Consider the following 15688-nt stretch of genomic DNA (forward strand, 5'->3'; position numbering starts at 1 on the left):
CCGGTCACCCCTGGGCTGACTGGAGCGGCCACACCTCGACGACTCCGTGAGCGACCGCGCACGGAGTCCCGGCCACCATGCGCACGGCGTCCTCCACCGAATCGGCCTCGATGATCGCGAAACCCGCGATCGGGAGGTCGGACCGGAGGAACGCCCCTTCCTTCGTGGTCGTGCCGGTGTTGCCGGGGTTGCGCACCTGCACGGGCTCCCCGGCGATGCCCATCTCCACCCCCTGCGCGCGCAGACGTGCGTCGTGCGCGTGCGCCTCGTCCCGGACGGCCGCTGCCGTTCGGTCGTAGTCCGCACGCTCTCCATAGCCGATCGTCACGAACTTCATCGCGGAACCTCCTCGATTCTGGCTCTTCAGCCGTACCGACTCCCGCGCGGCCCGAAACTCATCGGCCCGTTCATGGACTGTTCACCTCACGATTGCGACGACCCACCCGGAAACGGCGTCGAAGTGACGAAAGATCTGTTCTCTGACAGGGCTTTTCCGTAGAGGTGGACAGTGAAGAGAACGCTCGGTATAGGTCTTGCGGTCGTGCTGCTGGCCGGCGTCGTGACGGCGATCGTCCTGGGCCAGGGTTCCGGCGAACGGGCCCAGCTCCAGACCGTCCGCGGTGTGATCGGTTCGGAGAAGCTCGCCTTCTTCGCCGACCAGCGGGTCAAGGACGTGTTCGCGAAGCACGGTCTGAAGGTCGAGGTGGATCCGGCGGGATCGCGGCAGATCGCGACGGCCACCGACCTGAACTCGTACGACTTCGCCTTTCCCTCCTCGGCGCCCGCCGCCGAGAAGATCCAGCGCGACCGCAGGGCGGCGCGGACGTACGCGCCGTTCTCGTCGCCGATGGTGGTCGCCACGTTCGACCCGGTCGTCGACCTGCTGACGAAGGCCGGCGTGGTCAAGTCCGGGCCGGGCTACCAGACGTTCGACGTGCAGGCGTACCTGGAGCTCGCGGCCAAGGCCACCCGCTGGAACCAGCTGCCGGGCAACACGGCCTATCCCGCGCGCAAGAACCTCCTCGTCACGACGACCGATCCGCGTGACTCGAACTCGGCGGCGATGTACCTGGCGATCACGTCGTTCGTCGCCAACGGCGGGGTGGTGTCGTCCCAGGACGCCGAGGCCAAGGTGCTGCCGGCGGTGTCGAAGCTGTTCCTGGACCAGGGATACACGCAGAGCAGCACCGAGGGACCGTTCGAGGACTACCTGTCCGCGGGGATGGGCAAGACGCCGCTCGTGCTGGCGTACGAGGCACAGTTCGTGGACCGGGTGGTGCGGGGCGACTCGTCGGTCCGGCCGGACATGAAGCTGCTCTACCCGGCGCCGACCGTGCTGTCCAAGCACACGCTGGTGCCGTTGCGCGAGGCCGGCGACCGGGTCGGGCAGCTGCTGCAGGGCGACGCCGAACTGGGCAGGCTCGCCGCGACGTTCGGGTTCCGCACCGCTGATCCGAAACACTTCGACGACATCGTCAAGGAGAAGAGCCTGACCGTGCCGCAGACGATCGTGGACGTGGTCGAGCCGCCCGCGCACGAGACCCTGGAGCGGATGCTCGAGGCGATCGCGAAGCAGTACTGACGATGACCGACTTCGTTCTCACACCACCGGATCCCGTCGAGCCCGTGCCGGTCGACCGCGCGGCCGGGCTCATTCCCGTCGCCGACAGGACCGAGTTGTCGTCGCGCGCCGAGGCCTTCGTGTCGGCCCTGGGCGCCGTTGACCCGCAGTCACCGGACTTCGGCCGGATCGCCGACGAGGCACTGGTGCTCGGCGAGGCGGAGATGCGGCTGGCGGCGCAGATCGCGGGCCGGCTGCTCGACCGCACGCTCGCGTCCGTCTCGTCCCCGCACGGCGCCCAGGTCTCGACGAGCCTGACCGAGCTGCGGCGCTCCGTTCGCGAGCTCGACCCGCAGGACCTGAGCAAGCTGACCGGCCGCAAGATCCTCGGCTTCCTCCCCGGCGGCAACTCGGCCCGCGGCCTGCTGGCACGGCTGCGCGCGGCCGACGAGCCGCTCAACCGCATCGTGCTGAGGCTGCGGTCCGGCCAGGACGCGCTGAAGCGCGACAACGCCGCCATCAAGGGCGAGCGGCAACGGCTGTGGGACCTGATGACCAAGCTGTCACAGGACGCCGCCCTCGCCGCCGAGATGGACGAGGCAGTGCAGCGCCAGGTGGCGATCCTCGACCTCGCCGAACCCGCACGCGCCCAGGCGTTGCGCGCCGACGTGCTCTTCGGCCTGCGGCAACGACATCAGGACCTGCTGACCCAGCTCGCCGTGTGCGCGCAGGGGTACATGGCACTGGACGTGGTGCGCCGCAACAACGACGAGCTGGTCAAGGGCATCGAACGGGCGGTCAGCACGACCGTCACCGCGTTGCGGATCGGCGTGGCGGTCGCGGCGGCGCTGGCAGGCCAGCGCGAGGTGATCGACCAGGTCGACGCCGTGCGCGGCCTGACCGACTCGATCCTGCGCTCGAACGCGACGCTGATGTCGTTGCAGGGTGAGGAGATCCAGCGCATCGCCTCGACTCCGGCCGTCGGCGTCGAGGCGGTGCGGACCTCGTTCGACCAGATCTACGCGGCGATCGACGCGATCGACACGTTCAAGGCCCGTGCGGCCGACTCCATGTCCAGCACGGTCTCCGCGCTGGACACCGAGATCCGGCGCGCACACGACCACCTGACCCGCGTGCGGGAGATCGGGGACCAGCCGTGACCCGCCGCTGCCACGAGCCATCAGCGCGACTCCCAGGAGCCAGCATGATCCGCCGTCTCATTCCCGCGGCCGCCGTCGTGGCGCTGCTGGCGGGATGTTCCGACTCGACAGATCCGGCCAGACCGGTCGGCGACGCCGCCCCCGGCACCCTCCGCGTCCTCGCGGGCAGCGAACTGGCCGACCTCCAGCCGATCCTCGACGAGGCCGCCAAAGCCACCGGCATCAGCGTGAGGTTCAGCTTCACCGGCACCATCGAGGGTGCCGAGAAGGTCGCGAGCGGCGCGGCCGAGCAGGGCTTCGACGCGGTCTGGTTCTCCTCCAACCGCTACCTCGAACTCGTGCCGGAGGCCCAGAAGCGGCTCGGTACGCCGGCCAAGGTGATGTCCTCGCCCGTCGTGCTCGGTCTGCCCGCCGCCAAGGTGCGGGAACTGGGCTGGGACACCGAACGCGTCGGCTGGACGGAGATCGCCGAAGCCGCGGGCGCGCAGAAGTTCACCTACGGCATGACCGATCCGTCCGTCTCCAACTCCGGGTTCTCCGCGCTGGTCGGCGTCGCGGCGGCGTTGTCCGGGTCGGGTTCGGCGCTCGACGCGGCACGGATCGACGCGGTCGCGCCGCAGCTCAAGCAGTTCTTCTCGGCCCAGAAACTGTCGGCGGGCTCGTCCGGCTGGTTGTCGGAGGCCTACCAGCGGCGCGCACAGGACCCCGGCGCCCAAGTGGACGGTCTGATCAACTACGAGTCGGTGCTGCTGTCGATGCCCCAGCCGCTGACGCTGGTCTACCCGAGCGACGGCGTGGTGACGGCCGACTACCCGCTCACGTTGCTCACGTCGGCGTCGTCGGAAGCCCGTGAGGCGCACCAGAAGCTGTCCGACCACCTCAGGGGCGCGGACGTCCAGCGCAAGATCATGGAGACCACGCACCGCCGGCCCGCCGTGCCGCAGGTGCGGCTGGACGGCAAGTTCGCCACGAAGGACCTCGTGGAACTCCCGTTCCCCGGCAGTCAGTCCGCTGTGGACGGTCTGATCACCACGTACTTCGACCGGCTGCGCCGCCCGTCCCGGACGCTCTACGTGCTCGACACGTCCGGCTCGATGCAGGGCGACCGGATCGACGGCCTGCGTCAGGCCCTCACGGGGCTGACCGGCGCCGACGAGTCACTCGCCGGCAGGTTCAGCCGGTTCCACGGCCGCGAGCAGGTGACGTTGCTGCCGTTCAGCAGCAGCGCGCGGCCGCCGCTGAAGTACGAGGTGCCGCAGGACGACCCGCGGCCCGTCCTCGACCAGATCCGCACCACCGCCACGAGCCTCGACGCGTCCGGCGGCACGGCGATCTACAGCAGTCTGCGCGGCGGTTACGACGTGCTGCGCCGGCAGATCGACGCTGACCCGGACCGGTTCACGTCGATCGTGCTGATGACCGACGGCGAGAACACCGGCAGCGAGGGCATCACCGACTTCCAGCTGTTCCACCAGAGCCTGTCGCCGGACCTCAAGGGCATCCCGATCTTCCCGGTGCTGTTCGGTGAGAGCGCCACGACCGAGATGGAGCAGGTGGCGAAGATGAGCGGCGGCAAGGTGTTCGACGCCCGCAGCCGTTCGCTCTCGGCCGCCTTCAAGGAGATTCGTGGTTATCAGTAGGTACCTCGCCTCCTGGAAGAACCTGGCCGGCTGCGCGGGCGGGCTGATCGGCCTCGCCCTGCACCTCGCCGGGCTCGCCGGGTCGTACTGGGTCGTGGTCGTGATCGGCCTCTACGGCGTGGGCGCGCTGGCCGCGCCACCCGAGCGGATCACCCTGGTGACCGACCCGGAGGAGGAGGCGGGCGCGCTGCGGTCCGAGTTGGACGCGCTGGTGCAACGGGTGCAAGGCCTGCGAGTGCCGGACGAGGTCGCGCCGAAGCTCGCGGAGATCGCCGAGGTCCTGCGCGGCATGCTCGACCGCCCTCGCGCCCTGCGGGCCGACCCGGACGCCCTGCACGCCGTCACCCGGCTCGTCGGCACCGACCTGCCGCTGTCCGTGCAGACCTACCTCAACCTGCCGCGGTGGTACGCCGCCGCACGGGGATCGGGCACGGAACTGGTGCGGCAGCTCGACTTGCTGCACGCCGACGCGAGGAGGACCGCGGAGCGGTTCCATGCGGCCGACGCGCAACGGCAGGCCGACCACACCCGCTACCTCGAAGACCGCGAGTAGCGTCGTGACGTTCCCGGATCAGCCCGGATAGCCCAGCGCGGCCGACAGATCCCGGGCGGCACCGGAAACGATCCGGCCCAGCTTGTCCAGTTGCGCGCCGATCCGTTCCTTGGGCGCCGACACGTTCAACGCCGCCACCACCCGCGAAGTGAAGTCGTACACCGGTGCCGAAGCCGCGACCACGCCCCGTTCCAGCTCCTCGTCCGAGGTCGCGTAGCCGCGCTCGCGCACTCGCCGCAGTTCGGCGACCAGCGCGTCCAGGTCGGTGATCGAGTTGGGCCGCGACGAGGGCTGCTCCAGCACCGCGAACGTCGAGTCGGCCCGCTCCCCCGCCTCCAGCACACCTTCGTCGTGGCCGTGCTCGGCGTACCAGACGCCGAGCGACCCGGCGTCCCAGTCGCTGAGCAACGCGCGCCCGGACGGCGTCCGCCAGGCTGCCGTCGTCACGCCCTCCCAGCCGGTGGTGTGGAAGCGGTTCGGGCTCAGTTCGCTCAGCAACGTCAGCACGTTGCCGCCCCGCAGCACGCAGAGGTGCGCGGTCTCGCGCGTCACCTGTGCCAGGTGCTTCAGGTGCCCGCGCGCGTTCCAGGCCAGCGCGCCCTCCGCGGTCCGGGCCGCCAGCGCGTACAGGCGCGACCCGAGCCGGTAGGCCTGCGTGTCCGGGTCGCGGTCGACGAGCCCGCTTTCGCCGAGGGTCGCGAGTGTGCGCGACACGACCGTCTTGTCCCGGCCGAGGAGCGTGGCGATCCGGACGACGCCGAGGCCGCCGGACTGCACCGCCTCGGGCCGGCCGAGCAACTCCAGCACCTCGATGTCACGGGCCAGACCTGCGGAGTTGCGTCGAGATCCCTGCATGGCGCGGCACTCTACGAGGTCTGTTGCCATATCGCCAACACCTGTTGTGCATAAGACCACACCAAATCTACCGTTCCCGGCCATCGGCACCGATGCCGGAAGGAGGCCCCGTGTTCGGTTCTCTCGACGTGTTCCTGGCCCGCCGCTGGGAAGACCTCGTCATGCTGACGCTGCAACACCTCGCCGTGGTGGCCCTGAGCCTCGCCATCGCCACCGTTCTCGGCGTTCTGATCGGCTTGCTGGTGTGGGACAGGAACGTCCCGCGCACGGCGGCGCTCACCGCCGCCGGCATCGCGATCACCATCCCGTCGCTGGCACTGCTCGCGCTGCTGAGCCCCGTGCTCGGACTCGGCTGGGCGCCCACGGTGGTGTCGCTGGTCTTCTACTCGCTGCTGCCGATCGTGCGGAACACCGTGGTCGGCCTGCGCGAGGTGCCCGCACACCTCATCGAGTCGGCCAGGGGCATGGGGATGACGCCCGCGAAGACCCTGCTGAGCATCCAGCTGCCGCTCGCGTGGCCGGTCATCGTGACCGGCATCAGGGTCGCGGCGCAGCTCACGGTCGGCATCGCGGCGATCGCGGCCTACGTCGCCGGTCCCGGTCTCGGCCTCTACATCTTCAAGGGCCTGTCGTCACTCGGCTCGGTCAACGCGCTCAACTTCACGCTCACCGGCACGATCTGCGTCGTGCTGCTGGCCCTGCTCCTCGACGGCGCCTTCGTCCTGATCGCCCGCTACAGCACTTCTAGGGGTCTCCGTGTCTGAGCCAGGAGCCGGCATCGAACTGAGCCACGTCACCAAGCGGTACGCGGGCCAGCAGCAGGCCGCCGTCGAGGACTTCTCGCTGAGCGTCGACCCCGGCGAGCTGGTCATGTTCGTCGGGCCGTCCGGCTGCGGCAAGACCACGACGATGAAGATGATCAACCGCATCATCGAGCCGTCGAGCGGGTCGATCACGATCGACGGCCAGGACGTGTTGTCGCTGGACCCCAACGAGCTCCGCCGTCACATCGGGTACGTCATCCAGCAGATCGGCCTGTTCCCGCACATGACGATCGCGGAGAACATCGCCACCGTGCCGAAGCTTTTGGGCTGGTCCAAGGAGCGCACCGGCAACCGCGTCGACGAGCTGCTGCGAACCGTCCAGCTCGACCCCGGGACGTTCGCGCACCGCTATCCCAAGCAGCTCTCCGGTGGTCAGCAGCAACGCGTCGGTGTCGCCCGCGCCCTGGCCGCCGATCCGCCGGTGATGCTGATGGACGAACCGTTCGGCGCCACCGACCCGATCACGCGGCAGAAGCTGCAGGCCGAGTTCCTCAAGCTCCAGGCCGACATCGGCAAGACGATCATCTTCGTCACGCACGACTTCGACGAGGCCATCCGGCTCGGCGACCGGATCGCGGTGCTGAGCGAACGCAGCCGGATCGAGCAGTTCGACACGCCCGCGAACATCCTCGCCAACCCGGCCAACGACTACGTGTCGAGCTTCATCGGCCACGGCGCCGGCCTCATGCGCCTCGCGCTGATCCCGATCTCCGACGTCGAGCTCGACGCGCCGGACGCGAGTGCGCCCGCCGTCGATGCCGACGCCTCGCTGCGGGACGCGCTGGACCTGTTGATGGTCACGGGTGCCGAACGTGTCAACGTGCCGGGAGCGAACGGTTCGCTGACGCACGCGAAGATCTCGGCCGCGCTGAACAGGGTCAAGCAACCGGTGGAGGCGTCATGAGCGTCCACACAGGACAGGCTCCGCGGCTGGGGCTCAAGCGGTTCACGACACCGCTCGCGGTCGTGGTCGCGCTGGTCGCGTTGTTCGCCTGGCTCAGCAGCCTCACGCTCGACTCCATCGAGCAGCGCACACTCAACACGAGCTACCTCCTCGACCGCACGCAGGAACACGTCCTGCTCACCGTCGTCTCGTCCGCGCTCGTCGCTCTACTCGCGATCCCGGCGGGCATCGCCGCCTACCGGGTCCGCTCGAAGGCGGTCCGCGCGTTCGTGATCGGCCTGGGCAACATCGGCCAGGCGACCCCTGCGGTCGGTGTGGTGATCCTGCTGGCGATCGTGTGGCAGACGGGCTTCTACACCGCCCTGATCTCGCTGGTCGCCTACTGCTTCCTCCCGGTGCTGCGCAACACCCTGACCGGCCTCGAACAGGTCGACCAGGCAACCCGCGAAGCAGCCAGGGGCATGGGCATGACCCCGCGCCAGGTCCTGTGGCGCATCGAGCTCCCGCTGGCCTCACCGGTGATCCTGGCCGGGCTGCGGACCGCTCTCGTGTTCTCCGTCGGCGTCGCGACCATCGCGACGTTCATCAACGCAGGCGGCCTCGGCGACATGATCGTCAACGGCCTGAAGCTCCAGCGCTACCCCGTGATCGTCGTCGGCGCAGTGCTCGTCGCCGCGATCGCCGTCCTCATCGACTGGGCAGCCGGTCTCGTCGAGGACCTCGTCCGCCCCCGCGGTCTGTAAGTACCTCTCCTCCTCCGCCAGAAGGACATTCCATGTACAAGCGCGCCCTCATCGGCGTGCTGGCCCTCGGGCTGGCCGCCTGTTCGAGTTCCCCGTCCGCCGACACCGCCGCGAAGACCAGTGATCTCGCGGGCCTGTCCGGCGAGATCGGTTCGAAGGACTTCGCCGAGCAGTACATCCTCGCCCACCTGACGACCAAGCTGCTCAACGCCCACGGCGCGACGCTGGAGGCCAACACCAAGCTGGTCGGCTCCGCGAACGTGCGGCAAGCCCTGGAGAACAAGCAGTTCGTGGGCTACTGGGAGTACACCGGCACGTCCTGGATCACCTACAACAAGCAGACGGCGCCGATCAAGACCGAGCAGGAGCAGTTCGACGCGGTGAAGAAGGCCGACGAGGCCAAGAGCATCGCGTGGGTCTCGCCCGCGCCGTTCAACAACACCTACACCTTCGCGATCCGCAACGAGAAGGCGAAGGAGCTCAACGTCTCCAAGATGAGCGACATCGCCAAGCTGCCCGCGAACGAGCGGACGTTCTGCATCGAGAGCGAGTTCTCCACGCGGGACGACGGCTGGCCGGGCGTCTCGAAGGAGTACGCGTTCGACGCGCCGAAGGACAACGTGAAGCTGCTCGACACCGGTGTCATCTACACCGCCACCAAGGACGGCAAGGACTGCAACTTCGGCGAGGTGTTCGCGACCGACGGCCGCATCGCCGCGCTCGGGCTCACCGTGCTGCAGGACGACAAGGCGTTCTTCCCGATCTACCAGGGCGGGTTCACGCTGCAGGCCGACGTGCTCAAGAGCCACCCGAAGATCGCGGACGTGCTGGGGCCCATGGCGGACAAGCTGACCACCGAGGAGATGCAGAAGCTCAACGCCAAGGTCGACGTCGACGGTGACGAGCCGGACGAGGTCGCGCAGGAGTGGCTGACCGCGCAGGGGCTGATCTGATCATGCTGATCGGAGAGAGCTTCGTCGGCGAGGGCGTCAACGCCGCCCACATCAACACGGTGCTCGGTCATCGCGACGGACCGGCCGGCACCGCCTGGGCGACGGCCCTGGCCACGCCCTCAGCGGGCCACGTCCCGTTCGTCGCCGTGCTGCGGCCTTCGTTGCCGGTCAAGCCGATGACGTTGTTCGTCACCAAGGCCGCTCCCGCGAACGACGACCACGGGCTGCTGATCTGGGGTCCCGCGCAGGCCGGCGTCGCCGCCGGTGTCGCCGACGCGGTGGCCGCGGGCAGCATCCCGGAACCGGACACCTCGACACACGTGCTGATCGCGGCGGTCTGGGTCAACCCCGGCGCCGACGACGCGGACACCGTGTACCGCAACAACCGCGAGGCCACTCGGACAGCACTTGCCAACGGTGCCAAGGACCTGCCGGCGATCGACGCGGTGCTCGCCGCGAAGGACACCCCGAGCAACCCCTTCTACACGCCCAAGGAGAGAGCGTGAGTCCTACCGTCGGTTTCATCGGCCTTGGCAGCATGGGGTCGGGCATGACCCGCAACCTGCAGAAGGCCGGGTTCTCCCTGGTGGTCAACGACATCCGCCGCGAGTCGGCGGACGAGCTGGTCGACGGCGGCGCCAAGTGGGCGGCCACGCCCGCCGAGGTCGCCGCCGACAGCGACCTCGTGATCACCATGCTGCCCACGCCCAAGCACGTCCACGAGGTCATGAACGGCCAGGCCGGTGTGCTCGCCGGCATGGTCCCCAGCGGCACCTGGATCGACATGTCCACCTCGGTGCCCGAGGTGGCGGACGAGATCCGCAGGAAGAACCCGGGCCTGCACGTACTGGACGCCCCGGTGAGCGGCATGTCGGTGGGCGCCGCGAACGGCACGTTGCAGATCTTCGTCGGCGGTGACCTCGATGACGTGACGCGCCTGCGGCCGGTGTTTGACGCCATGGGAGATCGGGAACGCATCCTGCACGTCGGCGGTCATGGTGCGGGCTACACCGTGAAGCTGATGCTGAACCAACTGTGGTTCTCGCACCTGGTCGCGACGGCCGAGGTGCTGGCGATCGGCGTCAAGGCGGGTGTGGAGCTGGGTGTGCTGCGCAACGCGCTCGTCAACAGCCCGGCCCGGAGCAACTTCGTCGAGCACGACGTGCTGTCCGTCCTGGACCACGGTGACTACGACGAGGGCTTCGCGATCGCGCTGGCCTGTAAGGACCTCGGCCTGTCGACCAGCCTCGCGGCGTCCGTCGGAGTGCCCGCCGAGCTGTCCGCGCTGGTTGAGCAGATCTTCCGCCGCGCCCGCGCCTCGTACGGCGACACGGCCGGCGAGATGACCCCGGTGAAGCTCTACGAGGACCTCATCCGGGTCGACCTGAGGCTGTGAGGGGACAAGCCATGCACACCAAGTTGTACATCGACGGCAAGTGGCTCGATTCGAGTGACGGCCGCACGTTCGAGGTACTGGATCCGTCCACAGAGGAGGTTCTGGCCTCGGTCGCCGAGGCCACGCCTCAGGACGGCGTGCGCGCTCTGGACGCCGCCGTCGCCGCCCAGGCCGCGTGGGGCAGGACCGCACCGCGTGCGCGGGCCGAGATCCTGCGCAGGGCCTTCGAACTGGTGACCGAGCGGACCGAGGAGTTCGCTCGGCTGATCACCTCGGAGATGGGCAAACCGCTCGCCGAGTCACGGGCCGAGGTCGCCTACGGCGCGGAGTTCCTGCGGTGGTTCTCCGAGGAGGCACCGCGGATCTCCGGCCGGTTCACGACCGCGCCGGACGGCCGCAACCGCCTGGTCACGGTGAAGCGTCCGGTCGGGCCGTGCCTGTTCGTGACGCCGTGGAACTTCCCGCTGGCGATGGCCACGCGCAAGATCGCGCCGGCCATCGCGGCGGGCTGCACGATGGTGCTCAAGCCCGCCGAGCTCACTCCGTTGACCGCGTTGCTGTTCGCCGAGGTGCTGACCGAGGCCGGGCTGCCGGCGGGCGTGCTCAACGTGATCACCACAACGGATCCGGGCGCGGTGACCGGCCCGTTGCTCACCGATCCGCGGCTACGCAAGCTGTCGTTCACCGGTTCGACGGCGGTGGGCAAGAGGCTCATCGCGCAGTCCGCCGACCAGGTACTGCGGGTCTCGATGGAACTGGGCGGCAACGCGCCGTTCCTGGTCTTCGAGGACGCGGACGTCGACGCGGCCGCGGACGGTGCCGTGCTCGCCAAGCTGCGCAACGGCGGCGAGGCCTGCGTGGCGGCCAACCGGTTCCTCGTGCACGCCTCGGTAGCCGATGAGTTCACGGCGAAGCTGGCCGAGCGCATGAAGAACTACCCGCTCGGGCCGTTGGTCGACGCCAAGACCAGGGCGAAGGTGACCGAACTGGTCGAGGACGCGCTCGATCGTGGAGCCGAGCTCGCTTTGGGCGGAGCCGCGTTGGAGGGCAAGGGTTTCTTCTTCGAAGCGACCGTGCTCACCGGCGTGCCCGGCGACGCCAGGATGCTGGCGGAGGAGATCTTCGGCCCGGTGGCGCCGATCGTCACGTTCGAGACCGAGGAAGAAGCGGTCCGGCTGGCCAACGCCACCGAGTACGGCCTGGTCTGCTTCGCCTACACCCGTGACCTGAACCGGGGTCTGCGGCTCGCGGAGTCGCTGGAGACCGGGATGCTCGGCCTCAACACGGGAATCGTGTCGAACCCCGCCGCACCGTTCGGTGGCGTCAAGCACTCGGGCATCGGCCGTGAAGGCGGCGCCGAGGGCATCGAGGAGTACCTCGAAACCACTTATGTCGCGGTATCTGACCCGTTCGGGAGCAGCTGATGGACTTCGGGTTGGATCTCTTCTCCTTGAAGGGGAAGAACGCGATCGTCACCGGTGGCAACACGGGGCTGGGCCAGGCGTTCGCGCTCGGCCTGGCCGCCGCCGGGGCCGACGTGTTCGTGCCGAGCCTCGTCTCCGACGACGGTGAGACGCAGAAGCTCGTCGAAGCGCAAGGCCAGCGGTTCGCCGGGATGACGGCGGACATCACGGCACCGGGCGCGTGTGCGTCCGTTGTGGACGCGTGTTTCGAGCAGCTCGGATCCGTGGACGTCGTCGTCAACTCGGCCGGCATCAGCCTGCTCGACGACGTGGAGAACTTCGACCGCGCCAAGTGGGACCCGATGATCGCGATCAACCTGACCGCGGCCTTCGAACTGGCCCACGAGGCGACCAGGTACATGATCCCGCAGCGGTCCGGGAAGATCATCAACATCGCGTCGCTGTTCTCGTTCCTCGGTGGCCGCCAGTCCCCCGCCTACGCCGCGACCAAGCACGGCATCGCGGGGTTCACCAAGGCCTACTGCGACGAGCTGGCGCAGCACAACATCCAGGTCAACGCGCTGGCGCCGGGCTACTTCGCCACGAAGATCACCGAGGCCACCCGGTCGGATCCCGCGGCCAACCAGCGCGTGATCGACCACATCCCGGCCGGTCGCTGGGGCGACCCGAGCGACCTCATGGGCGCACTGGTGTTCCTCGCCTGCCGCGCCTCCGACTACGTCAACGGCCACACGCTGGTGGTCGACGGCGGTTATCTCGTCCGCTGACTCTCTTCTCGAAGGCAGAGCCATGTTTCCTGCACCGCCGCCCTCCGTCCCCTCCGCCTCCGGCCTGAGCCGCGAGCAGATCGTCGCCGGGCTGGTCGACCTGCTCGGCTCCGGGAAGGTCGACACCGACGAGCAAGAGCTTAAGGAAGCCAGCGTCGACAGGTTCCGCAAGTACACCTCGGTGCACGGCATCTTCACCGGCCCGATCCCGGCCGCGATCGTCAAGCCGGGGTCCGCCGAAGAGGTCGGCAGGGTGCTGGCGTTCGCGAACGAGCACCGGATCAACGTCGTCCCGCGCACCGGCCGGACCGCGACCGAGGGCGGGCTGGAGACGCTGGTGGAGAACACCGTCGTACTCGACGGCTCCACAATGGACGCGATCGTGAAGATCGACCCGGTCAACATGATGGTCACCGCGCAGTGCGGTGTTCCGTTGCAGCGCCTGGAGGACGCGCTGCGCGAGCAGGGCCTGACGACCGGCCACTCGCCGCAGTCCAAGCCGCTCGCACAGATGGGCGGACTGGTCGCGACCCGCTCGATCGGCCAGTTCTCCACGCTGTACGGCGGCATCGAGGACATGGTCGTGGGCCTGGAGGCGGTGTTCCCGGACGGCACCGTCAGCCGGATCAAGAACGTCCCGCGCCGCGCGGCCGGTCCGGACATCCGGCACGTCGTGATCGGCAACGAGGGCGCGCTGTGCGTGATCACCGAGGTCACCGTGAAGCTGTTCCGCTACCAGCCGGAGCACAACCACTACTTCGGCTTCCTGACCGACGACTTCGGTGACGCGGTGGAGCGGCTGCGCACGCTGATCACCGACGGCTACCGGCCTTCAGTCTGCCGCGTCTACTCCCCCGATGACGCGAACCAGCACTTCAGCCACTTCTCTGGCAACAAGAACGTGGTCGTGCTCGTCGCGGAGGGCCCGGAGGGCATCGCGCGGGCAACCGCCGAGGCGATCGAGAAGACGTTCGCGGGCACCGAGGCCGTGGATCCGAAGCTGATCGTCGAGTGGTTCGACAACCTCAACTGGGGCCAGGACAAGATCGACGCGGAGAGGCGCGCGATGCTGGAGACCCGGCACCTCGGCTACACCACCGAGGTCTCCGTCGACTGGTCGAACGTGACGCCGCTCTACGACGCGATCATGAACCGGGTGCGTCGGGAGTTCCCGCGCTTCGCCGACCTCACGATGCTGGGCGCGCACTCGTCGCACAGCTACCAGACCGGGACGAACCTCTACTTCGTCTACGACTACGACATCACCTGCGAACCGGAGCAGGAGATCACCGAGTACCACATCCCGCTCAACGCGATCATCGTCGAGGAGTCGCTGCGGCTGGGCGGTTCGATGGTGCACCACCACGGCATCGGCAAGTACCGCACGCCGTGGACGCGCGATGAGCACGGCAGCGCCTACCGGATGCTCGAAGTGCTCAAGCACGGCTTCGACCCGAACGGGATCATGAACGCCGGCACGATCTTCCCGGTGTCATGAGCTACCTGATCGCGATCGACAACGGCTCGCAGAGCACGAAGGTGTCGATCGTCGACGAGGTCGGCCGCGTGCACGCCTCGGCCCAGCGCCCGCTGCGGCCGTACGAGCACCCGAAGCCCGGCCAGGTCGTGCACCCGGACGACGACGTGTGGGACTCGATCGCCGAGGCCTGCACCGAGGCGATGCAACGGTTCACCGGCGCACCGGGCGAGATCGCGGGCGTCGGGCTGTGCACGATCCGGTTCTGCCGGGCCGTGATGGACCCCGGCGGCCGGCTCACCGAGCCGTTGCTGAGCTGGATGGACGAGCGGCTCGCGCAGCCGCAGCAGCCTGCCGGGACGAGACGTCTCGTCTCGGCGTCCTCGGGATACGTGACGCTCCGGCTCACCGGCGAGCGGCGCGACACGGCCGGCAACTACGAGGGCATGTGGCCGATCGACCACGAGACGTGGCGCTGGCCGGACTCATCACCGTCCTATGCGGACACCGGCATGCGCCGCGAGCAGCTGTTCGACCTCGTCGACCCGGGCGCGTTGCTGGGGAACGTGACCGGCGAGGCTTCCAGGGCCACCGGTCTGCCCGCCGGGCTGCCGGTGTTCGCGACCTCGAACGACAAGGCGGTCGAGGCACTGGGCAGTGGCCTGGGCGACGAACTGCTGGTGTCGCTGGGCACCTACATCGCCGCGATGACCACCGGGGACCGGCACACCGTCGATCCCGAAGGACGCTTCTGGTCGAACTTCGGCTCCGTGCCGGGAAAATACCTGTACGAGAGCAACGGGATCCGGCGCGGGATGTGGACGGTCAGCTGGTACCGCCAGCTGGTCGGCTCCGACCTCGGTGAACTGGAGGCCGGTGCGGCAAGCGTCGAACCTGGCTGCGGCGGGCTGATGACCGTCCTCGACTGGCTGGCCCCCGGCGACCACCCGTACCGGCGCGGCGCGCTGCTCGGGTTCGACGGCACACAGGGCCGCTACCACGTGTACCGGTCGATCCTGGAGGGCATCGCGCTGACCATGAGCCGCCACAGCGCGTTGATGGGGGATGCTCTCGGACGTGAGTTCCCGGAGCTGATCGTGTCCGGCGGCGGATCGCGGTCCGACCTGATGATGCAGATCTTCGCCGACGTGTTCGACCGGCCGGTGCGGCGCACGAGGATGAGCGACGCCGCCGGTCTGGGTGCCGCGATCTGCGCGGCGGTCGGCAGCGGCGTGCACCCGGACTGGGACAGCGCGGTCAAGGCCATGGTCACCACGGCCGATGTCTTCACACCGTCCGCCGCGGCGCCGGTGTACGCGAAGCTCGCGCAGGACCATGCCCGCATCACGGACCACACCGATCCGCTGTTCGCATCCCTGAACCAGCAAGACATCACGGCCAGATAACCGATTGATAACGGCAAGACATACC

The 15688-nt window shown here is 68.8% G+C and carries 16 protein-coding genes; 14 read left to right on the forward strand and 2 right to left on the reverse strand.

The window, feature by feature from the left end; translation table 11 throughout:
• Nucleotides 1-4: 4 nt before the first annotated feature.
• On the reverse strand, nucleotides 5-337 hold the full coding sequence (locus IG04_RS0122410) for a YciI family protein (protein WP_036015480.1): 333 nt from the start codon (nucleotides 335-337) through the stop codon (nucleotides 5-7).
• Between the two features lie 171 nt (nucleotides 338-508).
• On the opposite strand from IG04_RS0122410, the gene IG04_RS0122415 reads away from it, so the two are divergent.
• The 4 genes from IG04_RS0122415 to IG04_RS0122430 are packed head-to-tail and all read left to right on the forward strand — an operon-like array spanning nucleotide 509 to nucleotide 4914.
• Nucleotides 509-1582: a hypothetical protein gene (locus IG04_RS0122415; protein ID WP_030478651.1), complete on the forward strand. Its 1074-nt coding sequence runs from the start codon at nucleotides 509-511 to the stop codon at nucleotides 1580-1582.
• Between the two features lie 2 nt (nucleotides 1583-1584).
• Entirely contained in the window at nucleotides 1585-2721 is a 1137-nt protein-coding gene (locus IG04_RS0122420; protein WP_030478652.1) for a toxic anion resistance protein, read from the forward strand.
• A 44-nt stretch (nucleotides 2722-2765) separates the two neighbouring features.
• Nucleotides 2766-4361, forward strand: a complete 1596-nt coding sequence (locus IG04_RS0122425) for a VWA domain-containing protein (protein ID WP_144065318.1) — start codon at nucleotides 2766-2768, stop codon at nucleotides 4359-4361.
• Nucleotides 4348-4914, forward strand: a complete 567-nt coding sequence (locus tag IG04_RS0122430) for a hypothetical protein (protein ID WP_338043561.1) — start codon at nucleotides 4348-4350, stop codon at nucleotides 4912-4914. Before IG04_RS0122425 ends, IG04_RS0122430 begins: the two co-directional genes overlap by 14 nt.
• An 18-nt stretch (nucleotides 4915-4932) precedes the next feature.
• Here IG04_RS0122430 and IG04_RS0122435 read toward each other — a convergent pair whose 3' ends face one another.
• The gene (locus IG04_RS0122435; protein ID WP_030478655.1) at nucleotides 4933-5769 is read right to left on the reverse strand and encodes an IclR family transcriptional regulator; all 837 of its coding nucleotides are present in this window, start codon (nucleotides 5767-5769) and stop codon (nucleotides 4933-4935) included.
• A 110-nt stretch (nucleotides 5770-5879) separates the two neighbouring features.
• Between IG04_RS0122435 and IG04_RS0122440 the strand changes: the two genes are divergently transcribed.
• The 10 genes from IG04_RS0122440 to IG04_RS0122485 are packed head-to-tail and all read left to right on the forward strand — an operon-like array spanning nucleotide 5880 to nucleotide 15663.
• The gene (locus IG04_RS0122440; protein WP_338043562.1) at nucleotides 5880-6533 is read left to right on the forward strand and encodes an ABC transporter permease; all 654 of its coding nucleotides are present in this window, start codon (nucleotides 5880-5882) and stop codon (nucleotides 6531-6533) included.
• Complete coding sequence (locus IG04_RS0122445; protein ID WP_030478657.1) at nucleotides 6526-7497, forward strand: ABC transporter ATP-binding protein; 972 nt, start codon at nucleotides 6526-6528, stop codon at nucleotides 7495-7497. The genes IG04_RS0122440 and IG04_RS0122445 overlap by 8 nt, the downstream gene beginning before the upstream one ends.
• On the forward strand, nucleotides 7494-8240 hold the full coding sequence (locus tag IG04_RS0122450; RefSeq protein ID WP_030478658.1) for an ABC transporter permease: 747 nt from the start codon (nucleotides 7494-7496) through the stop codon (nucleotides 8238-8240). The genes IG04_RS0122445 and IG04_RS0122450 overlap by 4 nt, the downstream gene beginning before the upstream one ends.
• A 32-nt stretch (nucleotides 8241-8272) precedes the next feature.
• Nucleotides 8273-9193, forward strand: a complete 921-nt coding sequence (locus IG04_RS0122455) for a glycine betaine ABC transporter substrate-binding protein (protein ID WP_030478659.1) — start codon at nucleotides 8273-8275, stop codon at nucleotides 9191-9193.
• Between the two features lie 2 nt (nucleotides 9194-9195).
• The gene (fae, locus tag IG04_RS0122460; protein WP_030478660.1) at nucleotides 9196-9699 is read left to right on the forward strand and encodes a formaldehyde-activating enzyme; all 504 of its coding nucleotides are present in this window, start codon (nucleotides 9196-9198) and stop codon (nucleotides 9697-9699) included.
• The gene (locus IG04_RS0122465; RefSeq protein ID WP_245816094.1) at nucleotides 9696-10589 is read left to right on the forward strand and encodes an NAD(P)-dependent oxidoreductase; all 894 of its coding nucleotides are present in this window, start codon (nucleotides 9696-9698) and stop codon (nucleotides 10587-10589) included. The genes fae and IG04_RS0122465 overlap by 4 nt, the downstream gene beginning before the upstream one ends.
• Nucleotides 10590-10600: 11 nt before the next feature.
• Nucleotides 10601-12013, forward strand: a complete 1413-nt coding sequence (locus tag IG04_RS0122470; RefSeq protein WP_051770424.1) for an NAD-dependent succinate-semialdehyde dehydrogenase — start codon at nucleotides 10601-10603, stop codon at nucleotides 12011-12013.
• Nucleotides 12013-12780 (forward strand): SDR family oxidoreductase, encoded by a 768-nt coding sequence (locus tag IG04_RS0122475; protein ID WP_030478663.1) that lies wholly within the window; start codon nucleotides 12013-12015, stop codon nucleotides 12778-12780. The genes IG04_RS0122470 and IG04_RS0122475 overlap by 1 nt, the downstream gene beginning before the upstream one ends.
• 22 nt (nucleotides 12781-12802) lie before the next feature.
• Nucleotides 12803-14278 carry an FAD-binding oxidoreductase gene (locus IG04_RS0122480; RefSeq protein ID WP_030478664.1) on the forward strand — a complete coding sequence of 492 codons (1476 nt, stop codon included), beginning with the start codon at nucleotides 12803-12805 and terminating at the stop codon, nucleotides 14276-14278.
• On the forward strand, nucleotides 14275-15663 hold the full coding sequence (locus IG04_RS0122485) for an FGGY-family carbohydrate kinase (RefSeq protein WP_051770429.1): 1389 nt from the start codon (nucleotides 14275-14277) through the stop codon (nucleotides 15661-15663). Before IG04_RS0122480 ends, IG04_RS0122485 begins: the two co-directional genes overlap by 4 nt.
• The last annotated feature ends 25 nt before the right edge of the window (nucleotides 15664-15688 follow it).

The organism is Lentzea albidocapillata, assembly GCF_000719115.1.
GTDB lineage: Bacteria > Actinomycetota > Actinomycetes > Mycobacteriales > Pseudonocardiaceae > Lentzea > Lentzea albidocapillata.

Bases quoted from the DNA above. Each gene is read 5' to 3' on its own strand.
- IG04_RS0122410 (WP_036015480.1), bottom strand. From the start codon at position 337: ATGAAGTTCGTGACGATCGGCTATGGAGAGCGTGCGGACTACGACCGA.
- IG04_RS0122420 (WP_030478652.1), top strand. From the start codon at position 1,585: ATGACCGACTTCGTTCTCACACCACCGGATCCCGTCGAGCCCGTGCCG.
- IG04_RS0122425 (WP_144065318.1), top strand. From the start codon at position 2,766: ATGATCCGCCGTCTCATTCCCGCGGCCGCCGTCGTGGCGCTGCTGGCG.
- IG04_RS0122435 (WP_030478655.1), bottom strand. From the start codon at position 5,769: ATGCAGGGATCTCGACGCAACTCCGCAGGTCTGGCCCGTGACATCGAG.
- IG04_RS0122450 (WP_030478658.1), top strand. From the start codon at position 7,494: ATGAGCGTCCACACAGGACAGGCTCCGCGGCTGGGGCTCAAGCGGTTC.
- IG04_RS0122455 (WP_030478659.1), top strand. From the start codon at position 8,273: ATGTACAAGCGCGCCCTCATCGGCGTGCTGGCCCTCGGGCTGGCCGCC.
- fae (WP_030478660.1), top strand. From the start codon at position 9,196: ATGCTGATCGGAGAGAGCTTCGTCGGCGAGGGCGTCAACGCCGCCCAC.
- IG04_RS0122470 (WP_051770424.1), top strand. From the start codon at position 10,601: ATGCACACCAAGTTGTACATCGACGGCAAGTGGCTCGATTCGAGTGAC.
- IG04_RS0122475 (WP_030478663.1), top strand. From the start codon at position 12,013: ATGGACTTCGGGTTGGATCTCTTCTCCTTGAAGGGGAAGAACGCGATC.
- IG04_RS0122480 (WP_030478664.1), top strand. From the start codon at position 12,803: ATGTTTCCTGCACCGCCGCCCTCCGTCCCCTCCGCCTCCGGCCTGAGC.
- IG04_RS0122485 (WP_051770429.1), top strand. From the start codon at position 14,275: ATGAGCTACCTGATCGCGATCGACAACGGCTCGCAGAGCACGAAGGTG.